This is a genomic window from Psychrobacter sp. I-STPA6b (genome assembly GCF_020662265.1).
GTDB lineage: Bacteria > Pseudomonadota > Gammaproteobacteria > Pseudomonadales > Moraxellaceae > Psychrobacter.
In genome coordinates this window covers 170,196-189,025 of sequence record NZ_VEWM01000057.1, presented here as the reverse complement: position 1 = coordinate 189,025, position 18,830 = coordinate 170,196, and the positions used below count along the sequence as shown (strand labels likewise).

General features: G+C 39.5%; 16 protein-coding genes. 9 read left to right on the top strand and 7 right to left on the bottom strand.

Translation table 11 applies throughout. From position 1 onward, the window contains the following. The first annotated feature begins 132 nt into the window (after positions 1-132). From gloB to FHK88_RS04760, 3 genes are all read left to right on the top strand, one after another. Positions 133-912 (top strand): hydroxyacylglutathione hydrolase, encoded by a 780-nt coding sequence (gene gloB, locus FHK88_RS04770; RefSeq protein WP_227429613.1) that lies wholly within the window; start codon positions 133-135, stop codon positions 910-912. 72 nt (positions 913-984) lie between these two features. Next, complete coding sequence (locus tag FHK88_RS04765; protein WP_227429612.1) at positions 985-2,055, top strand: microcin C ABC transporter permease YejB; 1,071 nt, start codon at positions 985-987, stop codon at positions 2,053-2,055. Between the two features lies 1 nt (position 2,056). Further along, a complete protein-coding gene (locus FHK88_RS04760) occupies positions 2,057-3,082 on the top strand; it encodes an ABC transporter permease (protein WP_413680436.1) in 1,026 nt (341 codons plus the stop codon). Positions 3,083-3,163: 81 nt separating this feature from the next. Here the strand turns inward: FHK88_RS04760 and FHK88_RS04755 are convergent, their stop codons facing one another. The 4 genes from FHK88_RS04755 to lipB form a co-directional block, all read right to left on the bottom strand. After that, on the bottom strand, positions 3,164-3,568 hold the full coding sequence (locus FHK88_RS04755; protein WP_227429611.1) for a hypothetical protein: 405 nt from the start codon (positions 3,566-3,568) through the stop codon (positions 3,164-3,166). A 24-nt stretch (positions 3,569-3,592) separates the two neighbouring features. Next, the gene (locus FHK88_RS04750; protein WP_227429610.1) at positions 3,593-4,165 is read right to left on the bottom strand and encodes a DUF924 family protein; all 573 of its coding nucleotides are present in this window, start codon (positions 4,163-4,165) and stop codon (positions 3,593-3,595) included. 528 nt (positions 4,166-4,693) lie between these two features. Beyond that, entirely contained in the window at positions 4,694-5,224 is a 531-nt protein-coding gene (locus tag FHK88_RS04745; RefSeq protein WP_227429609.1) for an inorganic diphosphatase, read from the bottom strand. 180 nt (positions 5,225-5,404) lie between these two features. After that, positions 5,405-6,130 carry a lipoyl(octanoyl) transferase LipB gene (gene lipB, locus FHK88_RS04740; RefSeq protein ID WP_227429608.1) on the bottom strand — a complete coding sequence of 242 codons (726 nt, stop codon included), beginning with the start codon at positions 6,128-6,130 and terminating at the stop codon, positions 5,405-5,407. Positions 6,131-6,466: 336 nt separating this feature from the next. On the opposite strand from lipB, the gene FHK88_RS04735 reads away from it, so the two are divergent. From FHK88_RS04735 to FHK88_RS04715, 5 genes are all read left to right on the top strand, one after another. Continuing rightward, positions 6,467-7,909, top strand: coding sequence for a coniferyl aldehyde dehydrogenase (locus FHK88_RS04735; protein ID WP_227429607.1), 1,443 nt, complete (start codon positions 6,467-6,469; stop codon positions 7,907-7,909). Positions 7,910-7,978: 69 nt separating this feature from the next. After that, positions 7,979-9,955, top strand: coding sequence for a glycine betaine ABC transporter substrate-binding protein (locus tag FHK88_RS04730; RefSeq protein WP_319800151.1), 1,977 nt, complete (start codon positions 7,979-7,981; stop codon positions 9,953-9,955). 22 nt (positions 9,956-9,977) lie between these two features. Next, positions 9,978-10,817 carry an ATP-binding cassette domain-containing protein gene (locus tag FHK88_RS04725; RefSeq protein ID WP_227429606.1) on the top strand — a complete coding sequence of 280 codons (840 nt, stop codon included), beginning with the start codon at positions 9,978-9,980 and terminating at the stop codon, positions 10,815-10,817. A 423-nt stretch (positions 10,818-11,240) separates the two neighbouring features. Then, positions 11,241-13,052, top strand: coding sequence for a bifunctional peptide-methionine (S)-S-oxide reductase MsrA/peptide-methionine (R)-S-oxide reductase MsrB (msrAB, locus tag FHK88_RS04720; protein ID WP_227429605.1), 1,812 nt, complete (start codon positions 11,241-11,243; stop codon positions 13,050-13,052). Positions 13,053-13,496: 444 nt separating this feature from the next. After that, a complete protein-coding gene (locus FHK88_RS04715) occupies positions 13,497-15,110 on the top strand; it encodes an inorganic phosphate transporter (protein WP_413680435.1) in 1,614 nt (537 codons plus the stop codon). A gap of 114 nt (positions 15,111-15,224) precedes the next feature. Here FHK88_RS04715 and xseB read toward each other — a convergent pair whose 3' ends face one another. From xseB to FHK88_RS04700, 3 genes are all read right to left on the bottom strand, one after another. Continuing rightward, complete coding sequence (gene xseB / locus FHK88_RS04710; RefSeq protein ID WP_227429604.1) at positions 15,225-15,479, bottom strand: exodeoxyribonuclease VII small subunit; 255 nt, start codon at positions 15,477-15,479, stop codon at positions 15,225-15,227. Positions 15,480-15,541: 62 nt separating this feature from the next. After that, positions 15,542-17,056 (bottom strand): exodeoxyribonuclease VII large subunit, encoded by a 1,515-nt coding sequence (gene xseA, locus FHK88_RS04705; RefSeq protein WP_227429603.1) that lies wholly within the window; start codon positions 17,054-17,056, stop codon positions 15,542-15,544. Between the two features lie 170 nt (positions 17,057-17,226). Continuing rightward, positions 17,227-17,595 carry a hypothetical protein gene (locus tag FHK88_RS04700; RefSeq protein WP_227429602.1) on the bottom strand — a complete coding sequence of 123 codons (369 nt, stop codon included), beginning with the start codon at positions 17,593-17,595 and terminating at the stop codon, positions 17,227-17,229. A 432-nt stretch (positions 17,596-18,027) separates the two neighbouring features. Between FHK88_RS04700 and FHK88_RS04695 the strand changes: the two genes are divergently transcribed. Continuing rightward, the gene (locus FHK88_RS04695) at positions 18,028-18,696 is read left to right on the top strand and encodes an alpha/beta hydrolase (RefSeq protein WP_227429601.1); all 669 of its coding nucleotides are present in this window, start codon (positions 18,028-18,030) and stop codon (positions 18,694-18,696) included. Positions 18,697-18,830 lie beyond the last annotated feature (134 nt).

The window sequence follows — 18,830 nt, the reverse complement described above, 5'->3', positions numbered from 1 at the left end:
ACGGTTGTAAAGCAAACGAGCCTAAAACCATAACAGTCATCAAGTTTGTTGACTATATTGATTTTATGGAAGATAACAGCATATTTATTATTTGAACATGAATTATTCTAACGATAGTGAGTAAGGAATTGTATGGCCATACATATTCGCCCCATTAAGGCTTTTAAGGATAACTATATCTGGACGCTGATTAATGATAGTAATAATCAAGCCATTGTTGTCGATCCCGGTCAAGCTGAGCCAGTGATGGCATATCTTGAGATACATGACTTAGATTTAACGGCAATATGGATTACCCATCACCATATGGATCATACAGGTGGTGTGGCAGAGTTACAGCAGTCTTATCCAATGACGCATATTGTTGCACATAGTGAGCATGGCGTTCGTATGGATCAGTCTGTTAAGGATGGCAGTTCAGTGAATGCTTGGGGCTATTCTGCTCAGGTATGGGAAGTTGCTGGACATACCCAAAGTCATCTTGCATACCTGCTAGATATTGAATCACAAAAGCATGTGTTTTGTGGTGATACCTTGTTTAGTGGTGGCTGTGGTCGTGTGTTTACAGGGACTATTGAAGAGCTATATAACAGCTTTGAGCGGTTAAAAAAGCTACCAGATGAAACTTTGTTTTATCCTGCACATGAATATACTGCTGATAACTTACGCTTTGGACTATCTATTGAGCCAAATAATGAAGCGATACGCCATAGTTTGTTAGAAGCCACAAAGAATGTAGAGCGAGGTATTGCTTCTTTGCCGGTGACATTAGCACATGAAAAGCAGGTTAATGTATTTATGCGTCCAGATATGGCAGATACTATTGAAGGCGTTAGTCGCCAAGTCAGTTTGGTAGATACTAAGCCATTAACGGTATTTGCTGCATTACGAGAATTGAAAAATAACTTTTAGTAGTAATAAAAAATAGCTACGATATAGATAATGGAAGTAAGCTATTGCAATACTAAGTAAATGGGTAAGTAAATGGGGCGCTATATATTAAAACGCTTGGCATTGATGTTGCCAACTTTATTTTTGATTTTGTTGGCAAATTTTATCATTGTGCAGACTGCGCCAGGAGGTCCTGTTGAGCAGCAAATATCTTTGATTGAGCAAGCTAATAAAGGTGATGCGACAGCAGTGGCTCCATCTTCTACTCCAACCATGGGTAATGGTGGTAAATACCAAGGCTCACGAGGGCTGTCTGAAGAAATGGTAAAGGCAATTGAGGCGCAATATGGCTTTGATAAACCAGCACCAGAGCGATTTTGGTTGATGTTAAAAAATTATGCACATCTAGATTTTGGTGAGTCCTTTTTTAAGGGTGAGCCAGTGATAGACCTTATCCTTGCTAAGTTGCCAGTATCTATCTCTTTGGGGTTATGGAGTACTTTACTTATTTATCTGATAGCCATTCCATTAGGTATCTATAAGGCCATCCATAATGGCAGCACAATGGATAAAGCCACCGCCTTTTTGTTGGCAGTGGGTCATGCCATTCCAGTATTTGTGTTTGGTGTGATTTTGCTGGTGTTCTTTGCTGGTGGTAGCTATTGGCAGATTTTTCCGTTACAAGGGTTGGTTTCTGAGAACTTTGAACAGCTTTCTTTTTTGGGTAAGGTAAAAGACTATTTTTGGCATCTGGCATTGCCATTGTTAGCCAGTACCATTGGTGGATTTGCTGGATTGGCATATCTGACCAAGTTTAGTTTTTTAGAAGAGCTGGGTAAACAGTATGTATTAACAGCACGTGCTAAAGGACTGTCTGAAAACCAAGTGCTTTATGGACATGTATTTCGTAATGCGATGCTGATTATCATTGCTGGTATTCCAGCAGCCGTGGTGGGGATATTCTTTGCAGCAAACTTTATTATTGAGATTATTTTTAATTTAGATGGTCTAGGATTGCTGGGCTTTGAAGCGATAGTACAGCGTGATTATCCAGTAATTTTCGGCACGTTATTTATTTTTACTGTGGTGGGGTTGGTGTTACAGTTGATTAGTGATTTAAGTTACCATTTAGTTGATCCACGTATTGATTTTGAGAGTCGCTAATATGGCTATGATTCACAATCCTATCTGGCAAGCAAGGATAGAGCGATTTAAACGCCATCGTAGTGGTAGAATCGCACTATGGTTATTTGTACTGATATTTATGCTCTGTATGGGTGCAAACTTTATTGCAAATGATAAGCCCTTATTGGTGAAGTATCAGGATAGCTATTATTTTCCAGTATTCAAGGCTTATCCCGAGACAGCATTTGGTGGGGTGTTTGAAACAGAGGCAAATTATAAAGATCCTGTGGTTCAGCAACTGATTAACCATGATGGCTTTTATATCATGCCACCGATTGCTTTTGCAGACCAGACGCCTAATGTGAGCCTAGCACAGCCATATCCTGCCCCACCTAATGCCCAAAATTGGCTAGGGACAGATGATGTGGGTCGAGATGTGGTCGCTAGAATCCTCTATGGGTTACGTGTTTCATTGTTATTTGGTATTGCATTGACATTGGCAGGCTCACTGATTGGTATTATTGTTGGTGCGATTCAGGGTTATTATGGGGGCTGGGTTGATTTGGCTGGACAGCGTTTGATGGAAGTCTGGGCTGGTTTGCCACAGCTATTTATGATTATTATTTTGGTCAGTCTGTTTAGCCCTAGCATTTATGTGTTATTTGCCATGATGTTGCTATTTGGCTGGATGGGATTGGTGGGTTTGGTACGTGCAGAGTTTTTACGTGCGCGTAACTTTGACTATGTACGTGCGGCTCGAAACTTAGGTGTGTCTGACCGTCAGATTATCTGGCGACATATTTTGCCAAATGCACTGGCATCAAGTCTGTCTCAGTTGCCTTTTATCTTGACAGCAAATATCATTGCTCTAACCGCATTAGACTTTTTGGGGTATGGTTTGCCACCAGGCTCACCCTCATTAGGTGAGCTGATGCTACAGGGAAAGAATAATCTAGATGCGCCGTGGTTGGCATTATCAGGATTTTTTAGCTTGACTCTGATTTTATCCTTACTTATTTTTATTGGTGAAGCATTGCGTGATGCATTTGACCCGCGTTTGTCTTAGTCAGTTAAGATAGCCTGCTTAGATTAGGACTACACTTTTTTGCTCATCATATCTAACCATATAACAAAAGACACTAATACATTAAATAAATAGTCGCCAAAGTGCAAAAAATATAATTCCCATGACCACAAGTATAATAGATAACCGCCATACCCAACGAGGAATAAGCGGTTTTTTATAGCCAATATCATTTAGGTGATTGTTTAAGCCTGAGCTTAAATGTTCAAAGCCACCTGTCTTGTTTTGGATAGTATCCTTTTGCACAGCATCATTTTGTATGGGGTCTATTTGTAGCCCTTGTTTTTTTGCAATCTTAGCAATATTTTGCTGTTGCTTGGCTTTTATTTCGGCTTCATAGTCATCAATACGCACCTTTGCCTCAGTCATACTGATGTTTTCTTCTTCAGCCAGTGTTTTGATGGCTGCCACCAGATTATTTTTTTCAACCATAATGGCAACCGCTTTGGGTAGTTTTTTATTAGACATAAAGTTAGCAATGAATTGGAAAAATTAAAAACCAGAGTTTGGACCTTGTAAAAATGTTATCTCTGCTTCGCTAGAGGTGCGACCAAGTATGGCATTGCGATGTGGGTAACGTCCGAAGCGTTCGATGATGTCAAAATGTTTTTGCTCAAAGTCAATGGTCGGCTGGCTAGCAAACTGCTCAAATAGGGGTCTTGCCAATAGATGAATCTGCTTTGATTCTGAGTGCATCATTGGCAGTAAGGCAAAATTACGTTCATCTTGTGATAGTGTAGCAAAGTCAGGATGAGCAACCAATTCTTGAGAGAGTATTAATGCCATGCCATCGTGTTTAAATGCTTCTGCGCTGTCTCGATGAATGTTGCGAGAAAATTGATCAAGAACAATGATTTCTGCCAGTCTGCCTTGCACATTTTCTCGCCAGTGTACCAATTCGCCACGTTCTGCTTGCTGTAAAGTGTTAGCAAATTTATCATTAATTTGTTGGTCTAACTCGTCTGATTTTTTAAACCAATCGGCAGGAGTTAAGGTGTCAAACCAAAAGGTAAGAACGGACTGTGGCGTAGTGGTTGTTGATGCTTGAGTTGAAGATGAGGACATAAATACTTCCAGTTATGGTTTTTAGTTGTAATAAAAATAATAGGCAAAATAGTCTATTTGAGTATAGCATAAGATAAAAAATATCTATGTCTTGATAAGAAAAACATATTATTTTTTAAACCTATAAAAGTATTTTAGATATATTTATTCCTGTTTTTTACCAGAGTGTGGATGATATCAGAGTCAGACGTTCGTGGACTTCAAAAAATAAAGCTGAGGCCGTTGATTATTTTTCTCAAGGAATGGGAGAGCTTTGGTAAAAGCAAGTCTATGAAGCTTTTTAAAAAGTTAGTGATTCTGATTAGAGGCTGAGGAATACGATAGAATAAAGTGGTGGGTAAAATGAAAAACAGTTGTAAGCATTGCAAATACTGATTTAACGGGGTGAATGTTTAACAGACTCTAAAAGATAATAAAAAAGGTTAAGCCAATATTGACTTAACCTGATTATATCACTTTTAGCCCATAAACTTATAACACATGGTTTTTTAGTGCATAAATTTGGGAATATATAGTGATAGTTACTTATTACTTATCTTTCCAACGTTGGATAGACTCTTTAATCACTTCTTTTGCTTCAGCAACATCACCCCAGCTTTCTACTTTGGTTGTGCCAGCTTTCTTTAGGTCTTTGTAATGGTTAAAATGGAATTCAAGCTGTTTGATAAGCTGTGCTGGTAAGTCTTCTAGGCTGTTATAAGCATTACCATTGTTACGGTCATCTGCAGGAACAACAACCACTTTGTCATCAACTTCACCATCATCCACAAATTTCATCACGCCAATTACTTTGGCTTTTAAGAAAATACCAGTGGTTAAAGGTTGCTCAGTGATGATAAGTGCATCTAGCTCATCGCCATCTTCGTCTAGAGTTTGTGGGATAAAGCCATAGTTGCAAGGCTTTGCAAATAATGCAGGCTCAACACGGTCTAGCTCAAATACAGCAAGCTCGCGGTTCCATTCGATTTTGTGGTTACTACCAGTAGGAATCTCAACAACAACGTTGATTTCACCAGCGTCAACATCACCAGCGTCCAAAATTTTATTAAAATCTGCCATTTTATGTTCCTTTATTCAGTTGGTTGTTTAAAAACGTTGCTCAGTATAGCAATTTTCGCATATAGGCTAAAGTCATAATCAGGATAAAGATTGTCCATTGTGCGATTAGGAGAGTGGTTGGCTATAAATTTTGCTTTACTACACGTACACGGAGCTGTAAATGTAAGATTAAGATAGCCATTAGCGCAGAGCAATATTCCCTTGGTGGCGTTGTGTGATATTGTCAATTAAACGTTCAGTAACACCTTGTATATCATCAGCACTTTTTAATGCTACAAAGTCTGCCAGACGGCACATGGTCATACCTGCATAGCCACAGGGGTTGATGAAGTGAAAGGCGCTCAGGTCACAGTCGACATTCAGGGCGATACCATGATAGCTCATCCCATGTTTGATTTTAAAGCCTAATGAGGCAATTTTACCAATCATGGATTGGGTGCTATTGGCACTTTCTTCTGGCAAGCTGTGTTGTGGGTAGAGGTAAACACCCGGTGCATCTTTTCGCGCACGGGCGACATAGCCATGAGGCATGACATAGTGGTTGACCACATCTTCAATTGCTTGCTCAGCATGAGAGACAAGATTGCGCACACTCCAACCCAGTGCGTTTAGGTCAAATAGCCAATACACGACCAGTTGTCCTTTGCCATGCCAGGTAACTTGCCCGCCACGGTCTGTTTTTATAATGGGTGTGTTGGTACGTTGTAGTATGTGCGATTCTTTACCAGCTTGTCCTAATGTATAGACATCATTATGCTCTACAATCCATAATGCATCTGCTAAGGGAGTCAGTCCAGATTTTTTATGCTCTATTCGTTTCAGGGTGTAGTCAAACATTGCTTCATAGGTTTCTTGGTAGTCGGCTTGGTGTAGATATTTGTAGGTTAGATTGGTATTAGTTGACATGGTGATATTCACTAATAAGACAATGAGTGTAAGTATTTGATTTAAATGAAATTGGCATCTATATATGATGGATAAATAGACTGTGTTAGATACGATTTATATATGATGATGTGGTTTTGTTAGCTAGATAATAAAAATAGTAAAGTAAGAATAAAACTGCTAATGTATAGGACAAACCATCAGTGTTTGGTTATTTTAGCGTGATTTTTATATGAAGTTAAGTGCTATTTATTGTCTTAAAGTGACTTTAAACGGGGCTTGAGTGTGTTTTGATAAATCACGCTTTGTAATGAAATATCGTTTAGGGAAAAATATGAATAGAGGTAGGATATGACCATGTCAGAAAGTCTTTATGGTAGCCAGTTTCAGGTAAAAGCTATTATTACAAATCAGGAGCAGTTACAGGCGCAATTCCAAGCCATGTCTAAGCTGAGTCGACAAACGCCAATTTTGACATGGACTCAGCGGTTGTCACATCTTGAAGCACTTGAGCAGATGCTAAAAGAGTGTCAAAGTCAGTTTGCACAAGCAATTAGTCAAGATTTTAATCATCGTAGTGTTGATGAGACCAATTTTGCAGAGTTATTTCCGAGTTTTCAGGCCATTGCTTATGCCAAAAAACATGGGCAAAGCTGGATGAAAACACGGCGGGTAGGGATTTCTGCACTATATTTACCTGCTCATAATGAGATTCACCCTCAGCCTTTAGGGGTGGTTGGTATTATTGTACCGTGGAACTATCCACTGTATTTAGCGGTTGCACCAATGATTGATGCGCTTACTGCGGGCAATCGGATTATGATAAAGATGAGTGAGACTGCACCAAACTTTGCGCAGTGTTTTGCTGAGGCTGTGGCATCGTACTTCTCGGCGGATGTGGTGTCTGTTGTACTTGGAGAAGTGGAGGTAGCAAAGGCATTTAGTGAGTTGCCATTTGATCATTTGCTTTATACAGGTTCAACCGAGGTGGGTAAAAAGGTGATGGCAGCGGCGGCACCAAACTTGACCCCTGTGACTTTAGAACTCGGTGGTAAGTCACCTGTGGTGGTATTAGATGATGCTGATATTGAGACAGTGGTTAATCGAGTTATGATGGGTAAGACACTCAATGCTGGACAGACTTGTATTGCACCAGATTATGTTTTATTACCTCGCCAGTATCATCAACAGTTTATTACATTGGCGAAACAGTGGATGCAAAAGCATTATCCAAATCTTGCTCATAATGAAGACTATACACATCTGATTAGTGATGAGCAGTTTAACCGTGTTCAGGGTTATTTAGAAGCATTGGATACAGATAAAGTGTATCCATTAACAGAGGTTGATGCCCATTCAAAAAGTCGGTTATTCCCACCTGTGATTGTGACAGAGCCAGCGCTCGATAGTACACTGATGCAAGAGGAAATTTTTGCACCAATTTTACCATTGATTCACTATGACAGTATCAGTGAAGTAGTGCATTTTATTAATCAACGTCCACGTCCATTGGCACTATATCTGTTTGGTTCAGATGAGGATAATTTGCGCTATGTGATGGACTATACAGTATCTGGTGGTGTGGCAGTAAATGAGGTGATTTTGCATGTGGCACAGCATGAGTTACCTTTTGGTGGTGTTGGTGATTCTGGTATCGGTGCTTATCATGGGCAGACGGGGTTTGAGCGCTTTAGTCATATGAAGCCTGTATTTGTGCAGTCACGTTTAAATGCTATGAATCTGCTCTTACCCCCTTATGGTAAGCTGTTTAAAAAAGGCATAGATTGGTTAATTAAATAGCACTTTGGTCGCAATCTACGGGCAGAACCGTTAGAATCTACAACACATTATTACTAAGTGATTATATAAGTGGGGCTTATTGTGCGCCAGTTTCGTCTGTTCTCTTTTTTATTTGCCTTGATGTTGTTTGTTTCACCTTCGGCATTCGCTGGCTGTGATGCACCCATTAAGTTCGGCTCGCTGACGTGGGAGAGCGGGCAGTTTATGACAGGGATATTAAAATATATCGTTGAAGATGGCTATGGCTGTGAGGTGGAGGAAGTACCCGGTGCAGGTCCTGCCCTAGAGTCTGCTCTGGTGCAAGATGATATTCAAGTCATTGCTGAGCAGTGGATGGGACGTTCTCCCATTATGCAGACAGCGATTGATGCAGGTCAGGTTGAGATTGTTGGTGATACGCTCAAAGGCGGGGCAACGCAAGGCTGGTATGTACCTAGGTATGTGATAGAAGATAATCCACAGTTAAAGACCTATCAGGATTTGGCACAATTTACAGACTTATTTATTGACCCAGAAGACCCAAAAAAAGCACGATTATTAAACTGTCCAACTGGCTGGACATGTGAGGTTTTTAATACCCATTTATTAAAAAATACAGGGCTATCGACACTTTATAATAATGTTCATCCCGGAACAGGAGCGGCGCTAGATGCTGAGATTGCTTCTGCTTTTGAGCAACATAAGCCACTATTATTCTACTATTGGCAACCAGCAGGATTGGTGGCGAAGTATGACTTTGCACCGATTGCATTTCCTGAGTTTGATGGGGCATGCTGGGATGAATTACTAGATGCAAATAGTGAGACAGACTGTGTGTCAGGTTTTGCTGTGTCACAGTTGGGCATCGCAGTATCGACCCCTTTTGCCCATGAGCATACAGACATTGTAGATGCTTTCCAAAAGGTGCAGTTTTCTGCCGATGAGCTAAATCAAGCCATTTTAGAGATGAGTGAAAACCAGCGCAGTGGTACAGAGCAAGCGCGTTTGTTTTTACAACAAAATCCTGAAGTTTGGCGAGCATGGGTCAGTGAGCAAGCCCAAAAAAATATGGCAACCGCTTTGGGATTGTCGTTATCTGACTCTCAAGATAATTTAGCTCAAAATACAAATAGCCTAAGCAAAAATACGCTGAACAATCCAAATCAAACAGCAAAAAATCCTATCCTTTCTGCATTAAACTGGTTTCCTTCATGGTCGTTTGAGCGCTCATTAAATCAAACACTTGCCCATATTGTTCAAGATTACGGCACATTTTTTCGAGCAGTCAGTCAGTGGACGTTGACTTATTGGCTACTACCAATACAGTCATTATTGGAATGGATTCCAGCATGGTTGATTATCTTAGCAGTGTCAGTATTGGCATGGTTTGCCACTCGTCGTATTTGGTTTGTACTGTTATGTGCATTAGGTATGTTTTTGGTTGGTGCATTTGGCTTATGGTTGGCTCTTATTGACACATTGGCATTACTGATAGTATCTGTTTTGGTGACAGTGGTGATAGGGGTTCCCATTGGTATTGCTATGGCGAGTAGTAAGCTGTTGCAACGTATCATCACACCAGTATTGGATGTGATGCAGACCATGCCAAGCTTTGTATATCTAATACCCGTATTGATGCTATTTGGGATTGGTAAAGTGCCCGCCTTATTTGCCACAGTAATATATGCTTTGCCCCCATTAATTCGCCTAACCATGCTGGGTATTACTCAGGTAAATCATGAAATGATAGAAGCAGGGCGTTCCTTTGGTAGTAATCATAAGCAGTTATTGATTTGGATTAAGTTGCCACAGGCGCTACCCAGTATTATGGCTGGAGTAAATCAAGCAGTGATGATGTCACTGGCAATGGTGGTATTGGCATCTATGATTGGTGCGCCAGGGCTGGGTGAGGATGTGTTACAGTCTATCCAAACGCTAAATATCGGACAGGGGCTACAGGCTGGTGTTGCGATTGTGATTATGGCAATTATTATTGACCGTATTACTCAAGCCTTTGGAAAAGGAAGGCGTGAGCGGAATAAAACAGTAAAAAACTATCAACGTTGATTTGTATTTTAAGAGAGCCTCTATGAGTCAAATTCGCTTGAGTAATATTAGTAAAGTCTATGATGCAAGACCTGCGACTGCCAATAAAATATTAGCAATGATGGCGCAGGGTGCAGATAGCATACAGGTCAAAGAGCAGACAGGCTATTCGGTTGGGCTTTATGATATTAACCTGACCATTGATTCAGGTGAGCTACATTGCATTATGGGGCTATCAGGCTCAGGTAAGTCTACTTTGGTGCGTCATATTAACCGTTTAATTGACCCAACAACTGGTGAGATATGGATAGATAGCCCACTGAATCCAGATGGTACGGCGATTAACATTTTGACTTTAAATGACAAAGCATTACAAAAGTTCCGTCAGAGTACTGTCAGCATGGTATTTCAGCATTTTGGTTTGGTACCTCATATGACAGTGGTGCAAAATGTTGCTTATGGTCTACGTGTGCGGGGTGTGAAAAAGTCACAACGACATGAGATTGCAAGACATTGGCTCAATGAAGTTGGTTTAGATGGACTGGAGGATAGTTATCCTGATGAGCTATCAGGTGGTATGCAACAACGTGTGGGGCTGGCACGTGCTTTGGCAGTGGATACGCCAATTATGCTAATGGATGAGGCGTTTTCAGCTCTCGACCCACTGATTCGCAATCAATTGCAAGACCAGCTTTTAGAGTTACAAAGTAAACTAAAGAAAACCATCGTTTTTATTACTCATGATATTGATGAGGCAATCAAAGTGGGACAACGGATTAGTATTTTAAATCAAGGAAGGTTGGTACAGACAGGAACAGCAATGGAGTTAAAAAATAATCCTGTTAATGATTATATTGCTGAATTTATGAATGCAAATACTTAGGATGGATAGGCTCTGTTGAGTTTTCACCCTGTCAGGCTAATATTTACAAGGGATAATGAACTGATTAATATCTTGCTGTCCCTAAAAGGATAACATAAGTTCACAATTAAATTAAACGCAATCATTAAAAAAAGTGAATTGCTTGCTTATGATAAAGGCGTACTATGTGAAGAGGATATGTATAACGTTTTAGCAGATGTACTCATAAACTAAGAGGGATAAAAATTACCATTAAGGTATATGATTACAGAGCTAATATCGTTAGTTTGTTAAAACCTGATTACATCATTCACCCGATATTCTAATATTGATTTATAAATATTTGATGCTACTTTGTGTTGATATTTTGCTAATAAAAGTATGTATTAATAAAAGTATGCTGGTGGTTTGGCTGATTGTAAACTAAATTAGGAAAATTGTTTTATGGATTATTTGCCCTTTAATAAGTCGAAAAAGACGGATGTCAATGGATTAGTAAACCAAACATCTGATAAGCAAAGACTTAAGCGTCGTATCAAAAACTTCAGCGTGTTCGGTTTTACTAGTGTACTGAGTGCGACTGTTTTGCTTGCATGTGGTCAAATGAGCAATGCTGAAAGTGGCGCAAGTGGGAGTGGTCATGAGTCTGTCAAAAATGCAGGTATTACAAACAGCCGTGATATGTTGCCATCAGATATTGTCACTCAACTGCAAAGCCTACCACAATTAACACAAGGGCTGGGTGAAACTGGTCAGGCAGTTATCGATACAGATAAGCCAACTTTAGTAAAATTTTGGGCAAGTTGGTGTCCTTTATGTCTCGGGACTTTAGAAGAGACAGAGGCATGGCGAACAGACCCTAAATTTTCTGGATTAAATGTTATTACTGTTGCCAGTCCGGGGCAGTTAAATGAAAAAGATAAGGATGCATTTGTTGAATGGTATGCTGGCGTGCAAGCAGATTATCCTCAACTGCCTGTATTAATTGATGATTCAGGTGCAATTATTCAACAACTAGGGGTTCAAGTCTATCCAAGCTGGGCAATTTTGGATAAAAGAGGCAATCTGGTACGCTTAATCAAAGGTAATCTGACCTCTCAACAAGCTTATGCGTTAGCAAATAATGCTGATAATGACTTTGCTGAGCTTAAAAATAGTAAGTCTGCACCAGAAGCCACAACCCAAAATAATATTCAATCACCTAAGCAAGAAAATGGGGTGTATTATAATGCCCAAGGCAAGCCTATTAATACTCGTACTATCTATCTGGCGGGGGGCTGTTTTTGGGGGCTAGAAGCCTATATGGAGCGAGTTGATGGTGTGGTAGATGCTGTGTCTGGCTATGCTAATGGTAATCCAAATAAACCAAACCCTAGCTATGAACAAGTGATTCGAGGCTCTGGACATGCTGAGACTGTAAAAGTCACCTATGATGCTGACAAGATTGACTTACCAACCTTGTTGGGTTATTACTTCCAAGTTATTGACCCTACCAGCGTGAATAAGCAAGGCAATGACCGTGGTATACAGTATCGTACAGGTATTTATTACACATCAGAAGAAGATAAGCCTATTGTTGAAAATGCACTTCAGCAATTGCAACATAAGTTCTCAGCACCAATTGCGATTGAAGATAAGCCGTTAGATAATTTCTATTTGGCAGAAGAATATCATCAAGATTATCTGGCAAAAAATCCTAATGGTTATTGCCATATTGATTTAAGTCTTGCTGATGATAAGCCAGCTATTTCTGGACAACAAAAGGTAGCATTGACACCAGCAACAACGGTTGAGCAAGCATTAGCACCCAGTCGCTATGCAAATTTTGATAAAAATGCGTTACAAAATACCCTGACAAAAGAGCAGTATCATATTACTCAAAATGCAGGTACTGAGCGGGCATTTAGTCATGAGTATGACCATTTATTTGCACCGGGTATTTATGTTGATGTGGTCAGTGGTGAGCCGTTATTCTTATCGACTGATAAATATGATTCAGGCTGTGGTTGGCCCAGCTTTACCAAGCCAATTGCACCACAAGTCATTACTGAGCATAATGATACAACCTTTAATATGGTGCGTACAGAAGTACGTTCCCGTGTGGCTGACTCACATCTAGGACATGTTTTTCCTGATGGTCCTAGAGATAGAGGCGGTTTGCGTTATTGTATTAATGGTGGTGCATTACAGTTTATCCCTGTTAACTTAATGCCTCAGTCTGGTTATGGTGCATTGGTTGACTTGGTAAAAGAGTAAAGTGATAAATGATACAATGACTGTATCTAGTCGTTAATGTCTAAATAGCATTAAATAAAAGACCATCACAGCAAATGCGTTGTGATGGTTTTTTACTATGTTGGATTTTTATAATGTGGGTTGCTATTTTAAATTCAAATTTGGCATAAAGCTGGCAGGTTAATAGAGATTGTCATAAAATTGTCATATATGGGAAGTACAATCGCAACAGTGTTTATTATGGTATTGGGATTTGTCATTATTGAAGTCTAGAGTATGTTAAATACTTATCCCATTAAACTAATATTTACAAGGGGTAATAAATATTTAATAGCCCCTAATACAACATAAAATAAACATCCAAATTTCAAGATTCAAAAATCAATGTGTAATATCCAATATAAGTCACACCTCAAACTTCACATTATGACATCTCCTATGTCTCCTACAAATGAAGGATAGGCTATGCAAGCAGGGCAAAACGGGCAAGCAGGTATGCCACATCAGATAGAACAAGTAGGATCATTTAAGGTCAATGTTGCTTTTGCATTATTATTGATTTTAATAACCACTTATTTTATGTGGTGGGGTATAGACTATACCAATGGTAATCATATTTTTATCTTTATATTAGCCACGTTATTTGGCGTCTTTATGGCGTTCAATATTGGTGGTAATGATGTTGCCAACTCGTTTGGTACATCAGTTGGTGCAGGAACGTTAACCATTCCACAAGCGTTGGCAGTGGCGGCGATATTTGAAGTATCGGGTGCTGTTATTGCTGGTGGTGAAGTAACAGATACCATTCGTAAAGGTATCGTTGACTTGAGCTCAATGCATATTGAGCCGATGCAGTTTGTATTTATTATGATGTCGTCTTTAGTCGCTGCGGCACTGTGGCTATTATTTGCAACCAAAAAAGGTTGGCCAGTTTCGACGACACATTCTATTATTGGTGGTATTGTTGGTTCATCAGTGACATTAGGCTTTATCATTGGTGGCGGTGATACGGCGCTATCTTTAGTAAAATGGGATAAAATTGGTGATATTGCTGTTTCTTGGGTTTTATCACCAGTCTTAGGAGGGGTGGTTTCTTATGCCCTGTTTTATCAGATTAAGAAGTATATTTTAAGCTATAACGACTCGGCGCAACAACGTATTGTTAAACTTAATAAAGAGAAGCGCTTGGCTCGAGAGGAAGATAAAAAGGCTTTTGAACATCTTAGTGATATTCAAAAGCTGTCTTATACAGGGTCATTAGCACGAGATGCACAGCTTTATTCTGAAGATTCTATTACTGCCGATGAGCTAGAAACACCGTATTACAAAAAATTGTATGCCATTGAGCAACAAAAGTATGAGTTACAAGCATTTAAAGCATTGCAAATGTGGGTACCTTTGGTTGCCGCTCTAGGTGGTATGATTATCTCAGCCATGCTGTTGTTCAAAGGTTTAAAAAACCTAAACTTAGGCTGGTCTGCTTTGACCAATTTTTTAATCATGGGTATGGTTGGTGCTGTGATTTGGATGGCAACCTTTATCTATGCTAAAACTTTAAAAAGTGATCAGAGTTTAGATAGAGCAACTTTTATTATGTTTAGTTGGATGCAGGTATTTACCGCATCAGGCTTTGCCTTTAGTCATGGTTCAAATGATATTGCCAATGCCATTGGTCCATTTGCTGCCATTATGGATGTGCTGCGTACTCAATCTGTGCAAGCTCAAGCGGCCGTTCCAATGATTGCGATGGTAACTTTTGGTGTGGCTCTGATTGTTGGTCTATGGTTTATTGGTAAAAATGTTATCCAAACAGTGGGTAAAAATCTGGCAGAAATGCACCCAGCTTCTGGTTTTGCCGCTGAGCTATCTGCTGCTGGGGTAGTAATGGCAGCTTCTTTTATGGGACTACCTGTATCAAGTACTCATATTTTAGTGGGTGCCGTGTTGGGGATTGGTTTGGTTAATAATAATGCGAACTGGGCGTTAATGAAACCAATTGCGTTGGCATGGGTTATTACATTACCTGCAGCTGCTACGATTGCGTCAATTAGCTTTGTACTATTTACTAATGTGTTGTAAGTTTCTCTGGAGTTATGATAAGTAATACAACGGCTAAAACTTAAACGGTTAAAACTTAAAGTGTAAAAGGCTTCTTAATATAAGAAGCCTTTTTATTTTTGTTTATTTATATTGTTACTTTTCTACTGCTTTTTTATCAATGGTTTCATCTACATTGAGGCTGTCATCAGCAAAGGCATTATCAAGTGCTTGCTGTACCGCTTCGATACGTGATTGACAGACTTTATAGGCAGCTATGGATTGCTCGACAGTTGTCATTAAGTTGTCAATATCGGGCTCAGTTTGTGCCTGTAGTGCGGTGGCATTGGTCTTTAGTATTTCATAGGCATCTTTAAATGTTTTTGGTGGGGCTTTTTTTCGGGTTGCCATAGGTATTCCTCGCTTATTAAAGTGTTAGGATTTAGGGTAGATGTCTTATCACTCAATATTCGTCATTTTTTATCAGTATATGTACTATGGATAGTCGCAGTGACTTGCCCATCTTGCATTTGTATTTGGATGTTTTGTTGCGGATAGAGCTGATGGCTATGGGGAATTGTTTGCTGTGTTTTGGCATCTTTGATTAGAGCATAGCCTTGTTTTAGTACTCTATTAGGGTGCTGGACTAAGATAAGCTGTTGGTAATGACTTAACTGAGTTTTTGTATTGCTAATTAGTCTATAACTGTCTTGATAAAGGGTAGTGTATTGCTGGGTGATAGCCTGTTTGGCAGTGCGTATTTGGTTAGTAGCATTCTCTTGAGTTAGATAAATATATTGCTGAGATAACTGCTGGGCTTGTTGTAGGTGAAACTGGGCATACTGGGTAATTTGGTGCATGGTGTACTGGCTATCTTTGTACCAGAGGGCTAAGGTATGTTGACTTTGAGCTTTGATGGTAAAAAAGCGTTGCTCACACTGTTGCTGACTTTGTTGCAATTTTTTATGGCTAAGATTTTGTATTTGCTGAGCATATCTTTGTGTTTGTTGTATTAATAGCAAGAGATGAGACTGAATGGCAGCGATGACTTTTGAAGGTGTGTCAAAGCTGGTATGAGCAACTTCATCTAGTATGACTCTGTCTCTTTCATGCCCAATACCTACCCAAACCGGTATGGGCTGTTCAGCAATAAGGGCAGCCAATTCGTAATCATTGAGATAAGCAAGGTCACCAACAGCACCACCACCACGAATGATGACCATTAGGTCGGGTTGGCGCTGATAGGTATGATAAAAATCTTGCATACTATTGCTGATGGCTTGGCGAATCTCAGTTGGGGCATGATTGCCTTGGAATGTTGCATGATGATAATGGAAATGACATGCGCCTGTCTGCGACAAACGATTGGCATCAGCTTGAAAATCACCCAATCCAGCAGCTTTTTCAGGGGCGATAACAATAACATGCTCAATATCAAAAGGTGCTGCTAAAGATTTGTTAAGGGTTAATAATCCTTCGCCTGCTAGACATTCAAGCATGGCATTGTATTGACGTGCCAAGTCACCTAGTGTGTAGGTTGGGTCAATGTCATGAATGTTTAGTGAAAAGCCATATTGTGGATGAAAGGTAGCGTTTACTTTTAGTAATACCATCAGGTCACGGCTAAGTGGCATACCTGTCATACGTTCGAACTTTGCTAAAATTGAGCTGGCTTTAAAACGCCATAGATTACCTCGACAACTGGCGATGACTTTTCCAGTATCTTCTTTTTCTGCTAACTCAAAGTAATAGTGTCCACCTTTGCTAGAAAGGTTGCGTATTTCAGCTTTGACCCAGACATGATGAGAAAAGGTCTCTTTAATCACCATTTCTGTCGCTTGCAAATAATCACTTAGCCGTAACACTGTACCCTCTAATGATACCTGCTCATCTTCATCTAGCTTCATAGTAGACAAGCTGGGAGCAGTGTCTGCTGGTGTAGATGTCTGGCTTAGCATGTCGAGTCGAGATAAGTCCAGTTTGCTCATATATTCATATTATCATGGGTGCGATATAAGTTAAGGATAAGAAAGAGTCTAAAGGTAAGTTTAGGGTCTATTAAGCAACTATACTAAATTTACTATCGTCAGGTTAAACAGTATGAAAGTTTAACAGACCCTATAGAGTTAAAGTCTTTTTATGGATGTTTTTTTATGGGTTACTGACAACGGAAAGTGATGTTATATTCAAAATCATCATCACGAGATAGATTGGGTGAGCTTGTACCAAGAACTGCACCAACAACAGCACCCACTTGGTCGACCATTCTACCTGTACGCTCGTCTAGTACGCCATTATATTTGACATCATTGGTTAAGATGATGGGCTGACGCATGCCACATTGTTTTTTAGCACTATCTAAAGCATTTTGCTGTGCTTGTACTTTGGTTTTGCCTAGGCCTGTGGTTTCAAAAGTACGGTCTGCACGTTGCATAACAGGTGCTGTAGGTGTACTTTGACAAGCACTTAAAGAAAACATAGCAATAACTGCACATGCTGCCATGAGATGCTTAGGTTGTGGTAACATAGTGTGTTCTCCTCAAAGTTAGTATTTATATAAATGAGATTTTATATGATGCAAAGTGCATTTTATAAATGCTTAAACAATATTATAGAGAGTTCTTAATTATCTTCTAGCTTCTTATTGTGTGTATTATTTCATCACTGTAACATATCCATTGCATTTTTATGCAAGGTTATGGGTGGGATTGTTGTTTTATTGTTTACCCTATTTATTATTGCTTAGATTTTATTGAGCAATCATAAACATAAATAATGCTACAGAATGGTGCTTATATATGGAGCATTTTGGTTAATGGTGAATAAGTATGGAAACAACAAAATACTTGTAATGTGCCAGATAGCACGCATAATAATGCCAGAGTTATTCAGATACTGATGTCTGAGGTAATAAATATTTTCAAAGCAGATTTTGATGGTAATAAACAGTAAATAGATTATGAGTAAAACATTTTGTATAGATGGACCTGTCGGACAGCTTGAAGTTGATACTTTATGGCAAAACAATGACCCACAAGATAGCCAGACAACAACATTGGCATTGCTGTGTCATCCCAACCCTTTGTTTCAAGGCACAATGAGTAATAAAGTCGTGACCACGATGTATCGTTTTGCTCGTGATAATGGTATGCATGTGGTTCGTTTTAATTTTCGCGGTGTTGGTAAGTCGACAGGTGAACATGACTATGGTGTTGGTGAGGTGGCTGATGCCATGACTGTATTGCAATGGGCAATGTCACAAACTCAGGCACAGCGCGTTTGGCTAGGTGGTTTTTCTTTTGGAGGCTATGTAACTGCTCGGGTTGCTGAACAGATGATGTTAACCCCTCATGTCTGGGGTTTGGGTGATGTGGCAATAGAGCAAGTTGCACTAATTGCACCTTCAGTTGAGCGTAATAATGTGAGTGATTTAAGCTTACCCACACAAAAAACATTGCAAATATTTGGTGATGCTGACGAGGTTATCCAGCCGGACAGTATGCTTAGTTTTGCACAGCGTATGCAGATTGACTATCATATTGTAGAGGGAGCAGGGCATTTTTTTCATGGACGACTTGGTGAATTAAAGCAAATATTAACAGAGTGTTTTATTAATCGAAAACGTTAATATTACAGGTGTTAATAGCACTAATAATGATTGCATGAAGCCTATGAAACATTCACTGATAATACGATAGTGTCTGATAAAAAAGGTTTGGACAATTAAGAAAGCACATTTAATTAACCAAAAGACTTTAAAAC

Bases quoted from the DNA above. Each gene is read 5' to 3' on its own strand.
- gloB (WP_227429613.1), top strand. From the start codon at position 133: ATGGCCATACATATTCGCCCCATTAAGGCTTTTAAGGATAACTATATC.
- FHK88_RS04765 (WP_227429612.1), top strand. From the start codon at position 985: ATGGGGCGCTATATATTAAAACGCTTGGCATTGATGTTGCCAACTTTA.
- FHK88_RS04760 (WP_413680436.1), top strand. From the start codon at position 2,057: ATGGCTATGATTCACAATCCTATCTGGCAAGCAAGGATAGAGCGATTT.
- FHK88_RS04755 (WP_227429611.1), bottom strand. From the start codon at position 3,568: ATGTCTAATAAAAAACTACCCAAAGCGGTTGCCATTATGGTTGAAAAA.
- FHK88_RS04750 (WP_227429610.1), bottom strand. From the start codon at position 4,165: ATGTCCTCATCTTCAACTCAAGCATCAACAACCACTACGCCACAGTCC.
- FHK88_RS04745 (WP_227429609.1), bottom strand. From the start codon at position 5,224: ATGGCAGATTTTAATAAAATTTTGGACGCTGGTGATGTTGACGCTGGT.
- lipB (WP_227429608.1), bottom strand. From the start codon at position 6,130: ATGTCAACTAATACCAATCTAACCTACAAATATCTACACCAAGCCGAC.
- FHK88_RS04735 (WP_227429607.1), top strand. From the start codon at position 6,467: ATGTCAGAAAGTCTTTATGGTAGCCAGTTTCAGGTAAAAGCTATTATT.
- FHK88_RS04725 (WP_227429606.1), top strand. From the start codon at position 9,978: ATGAGTCAAATTCGCTTGAGTAATATTAGTAAAGTCTATGATGCAAGA.
- msrAB (WP_227429605.1), top strand. From the start codon at position 11,241: ATGGATTATTTGCCCTTTAATAAGTCGAAAAAGACGGATGTCAATGGA.
- FHK88_RS04715 (WP_413680435.1), top strand. From the start codon at position 13,497: ATGCAAGCAGGGCAAAACGGGCAAGCAGGTATGCCACATCAGATAGAA.
- xseB (WP_227429604.1), bottom strand. From the start codon at position 15,479: ATGGCAACCCGAAAAAAAGCCCCACCAAAAACATTTAAAGATGCCTAT.
- xseA (WP_227429603.1), bottom strand. From the start codon at position 17,056: ATGAGCAAACTGGACTTATCTCGACTCGACATGCTAAGCCAGACATCT.
- FHK88_RS04700 (WP_227429602.1), bottom strand. From the start codon at position 17,595: ATGTTACCACAACCTAAGCATCTCATGGCAGCATGTGCAGTTATTGCT.
- FHK88_RS04695 (WP_227429601.1), top strand. From the start codon at position 18,028: ATGAGTAAAACATTTTGTATAGATGGACCTGTCGGACAGCTTGAAGTT.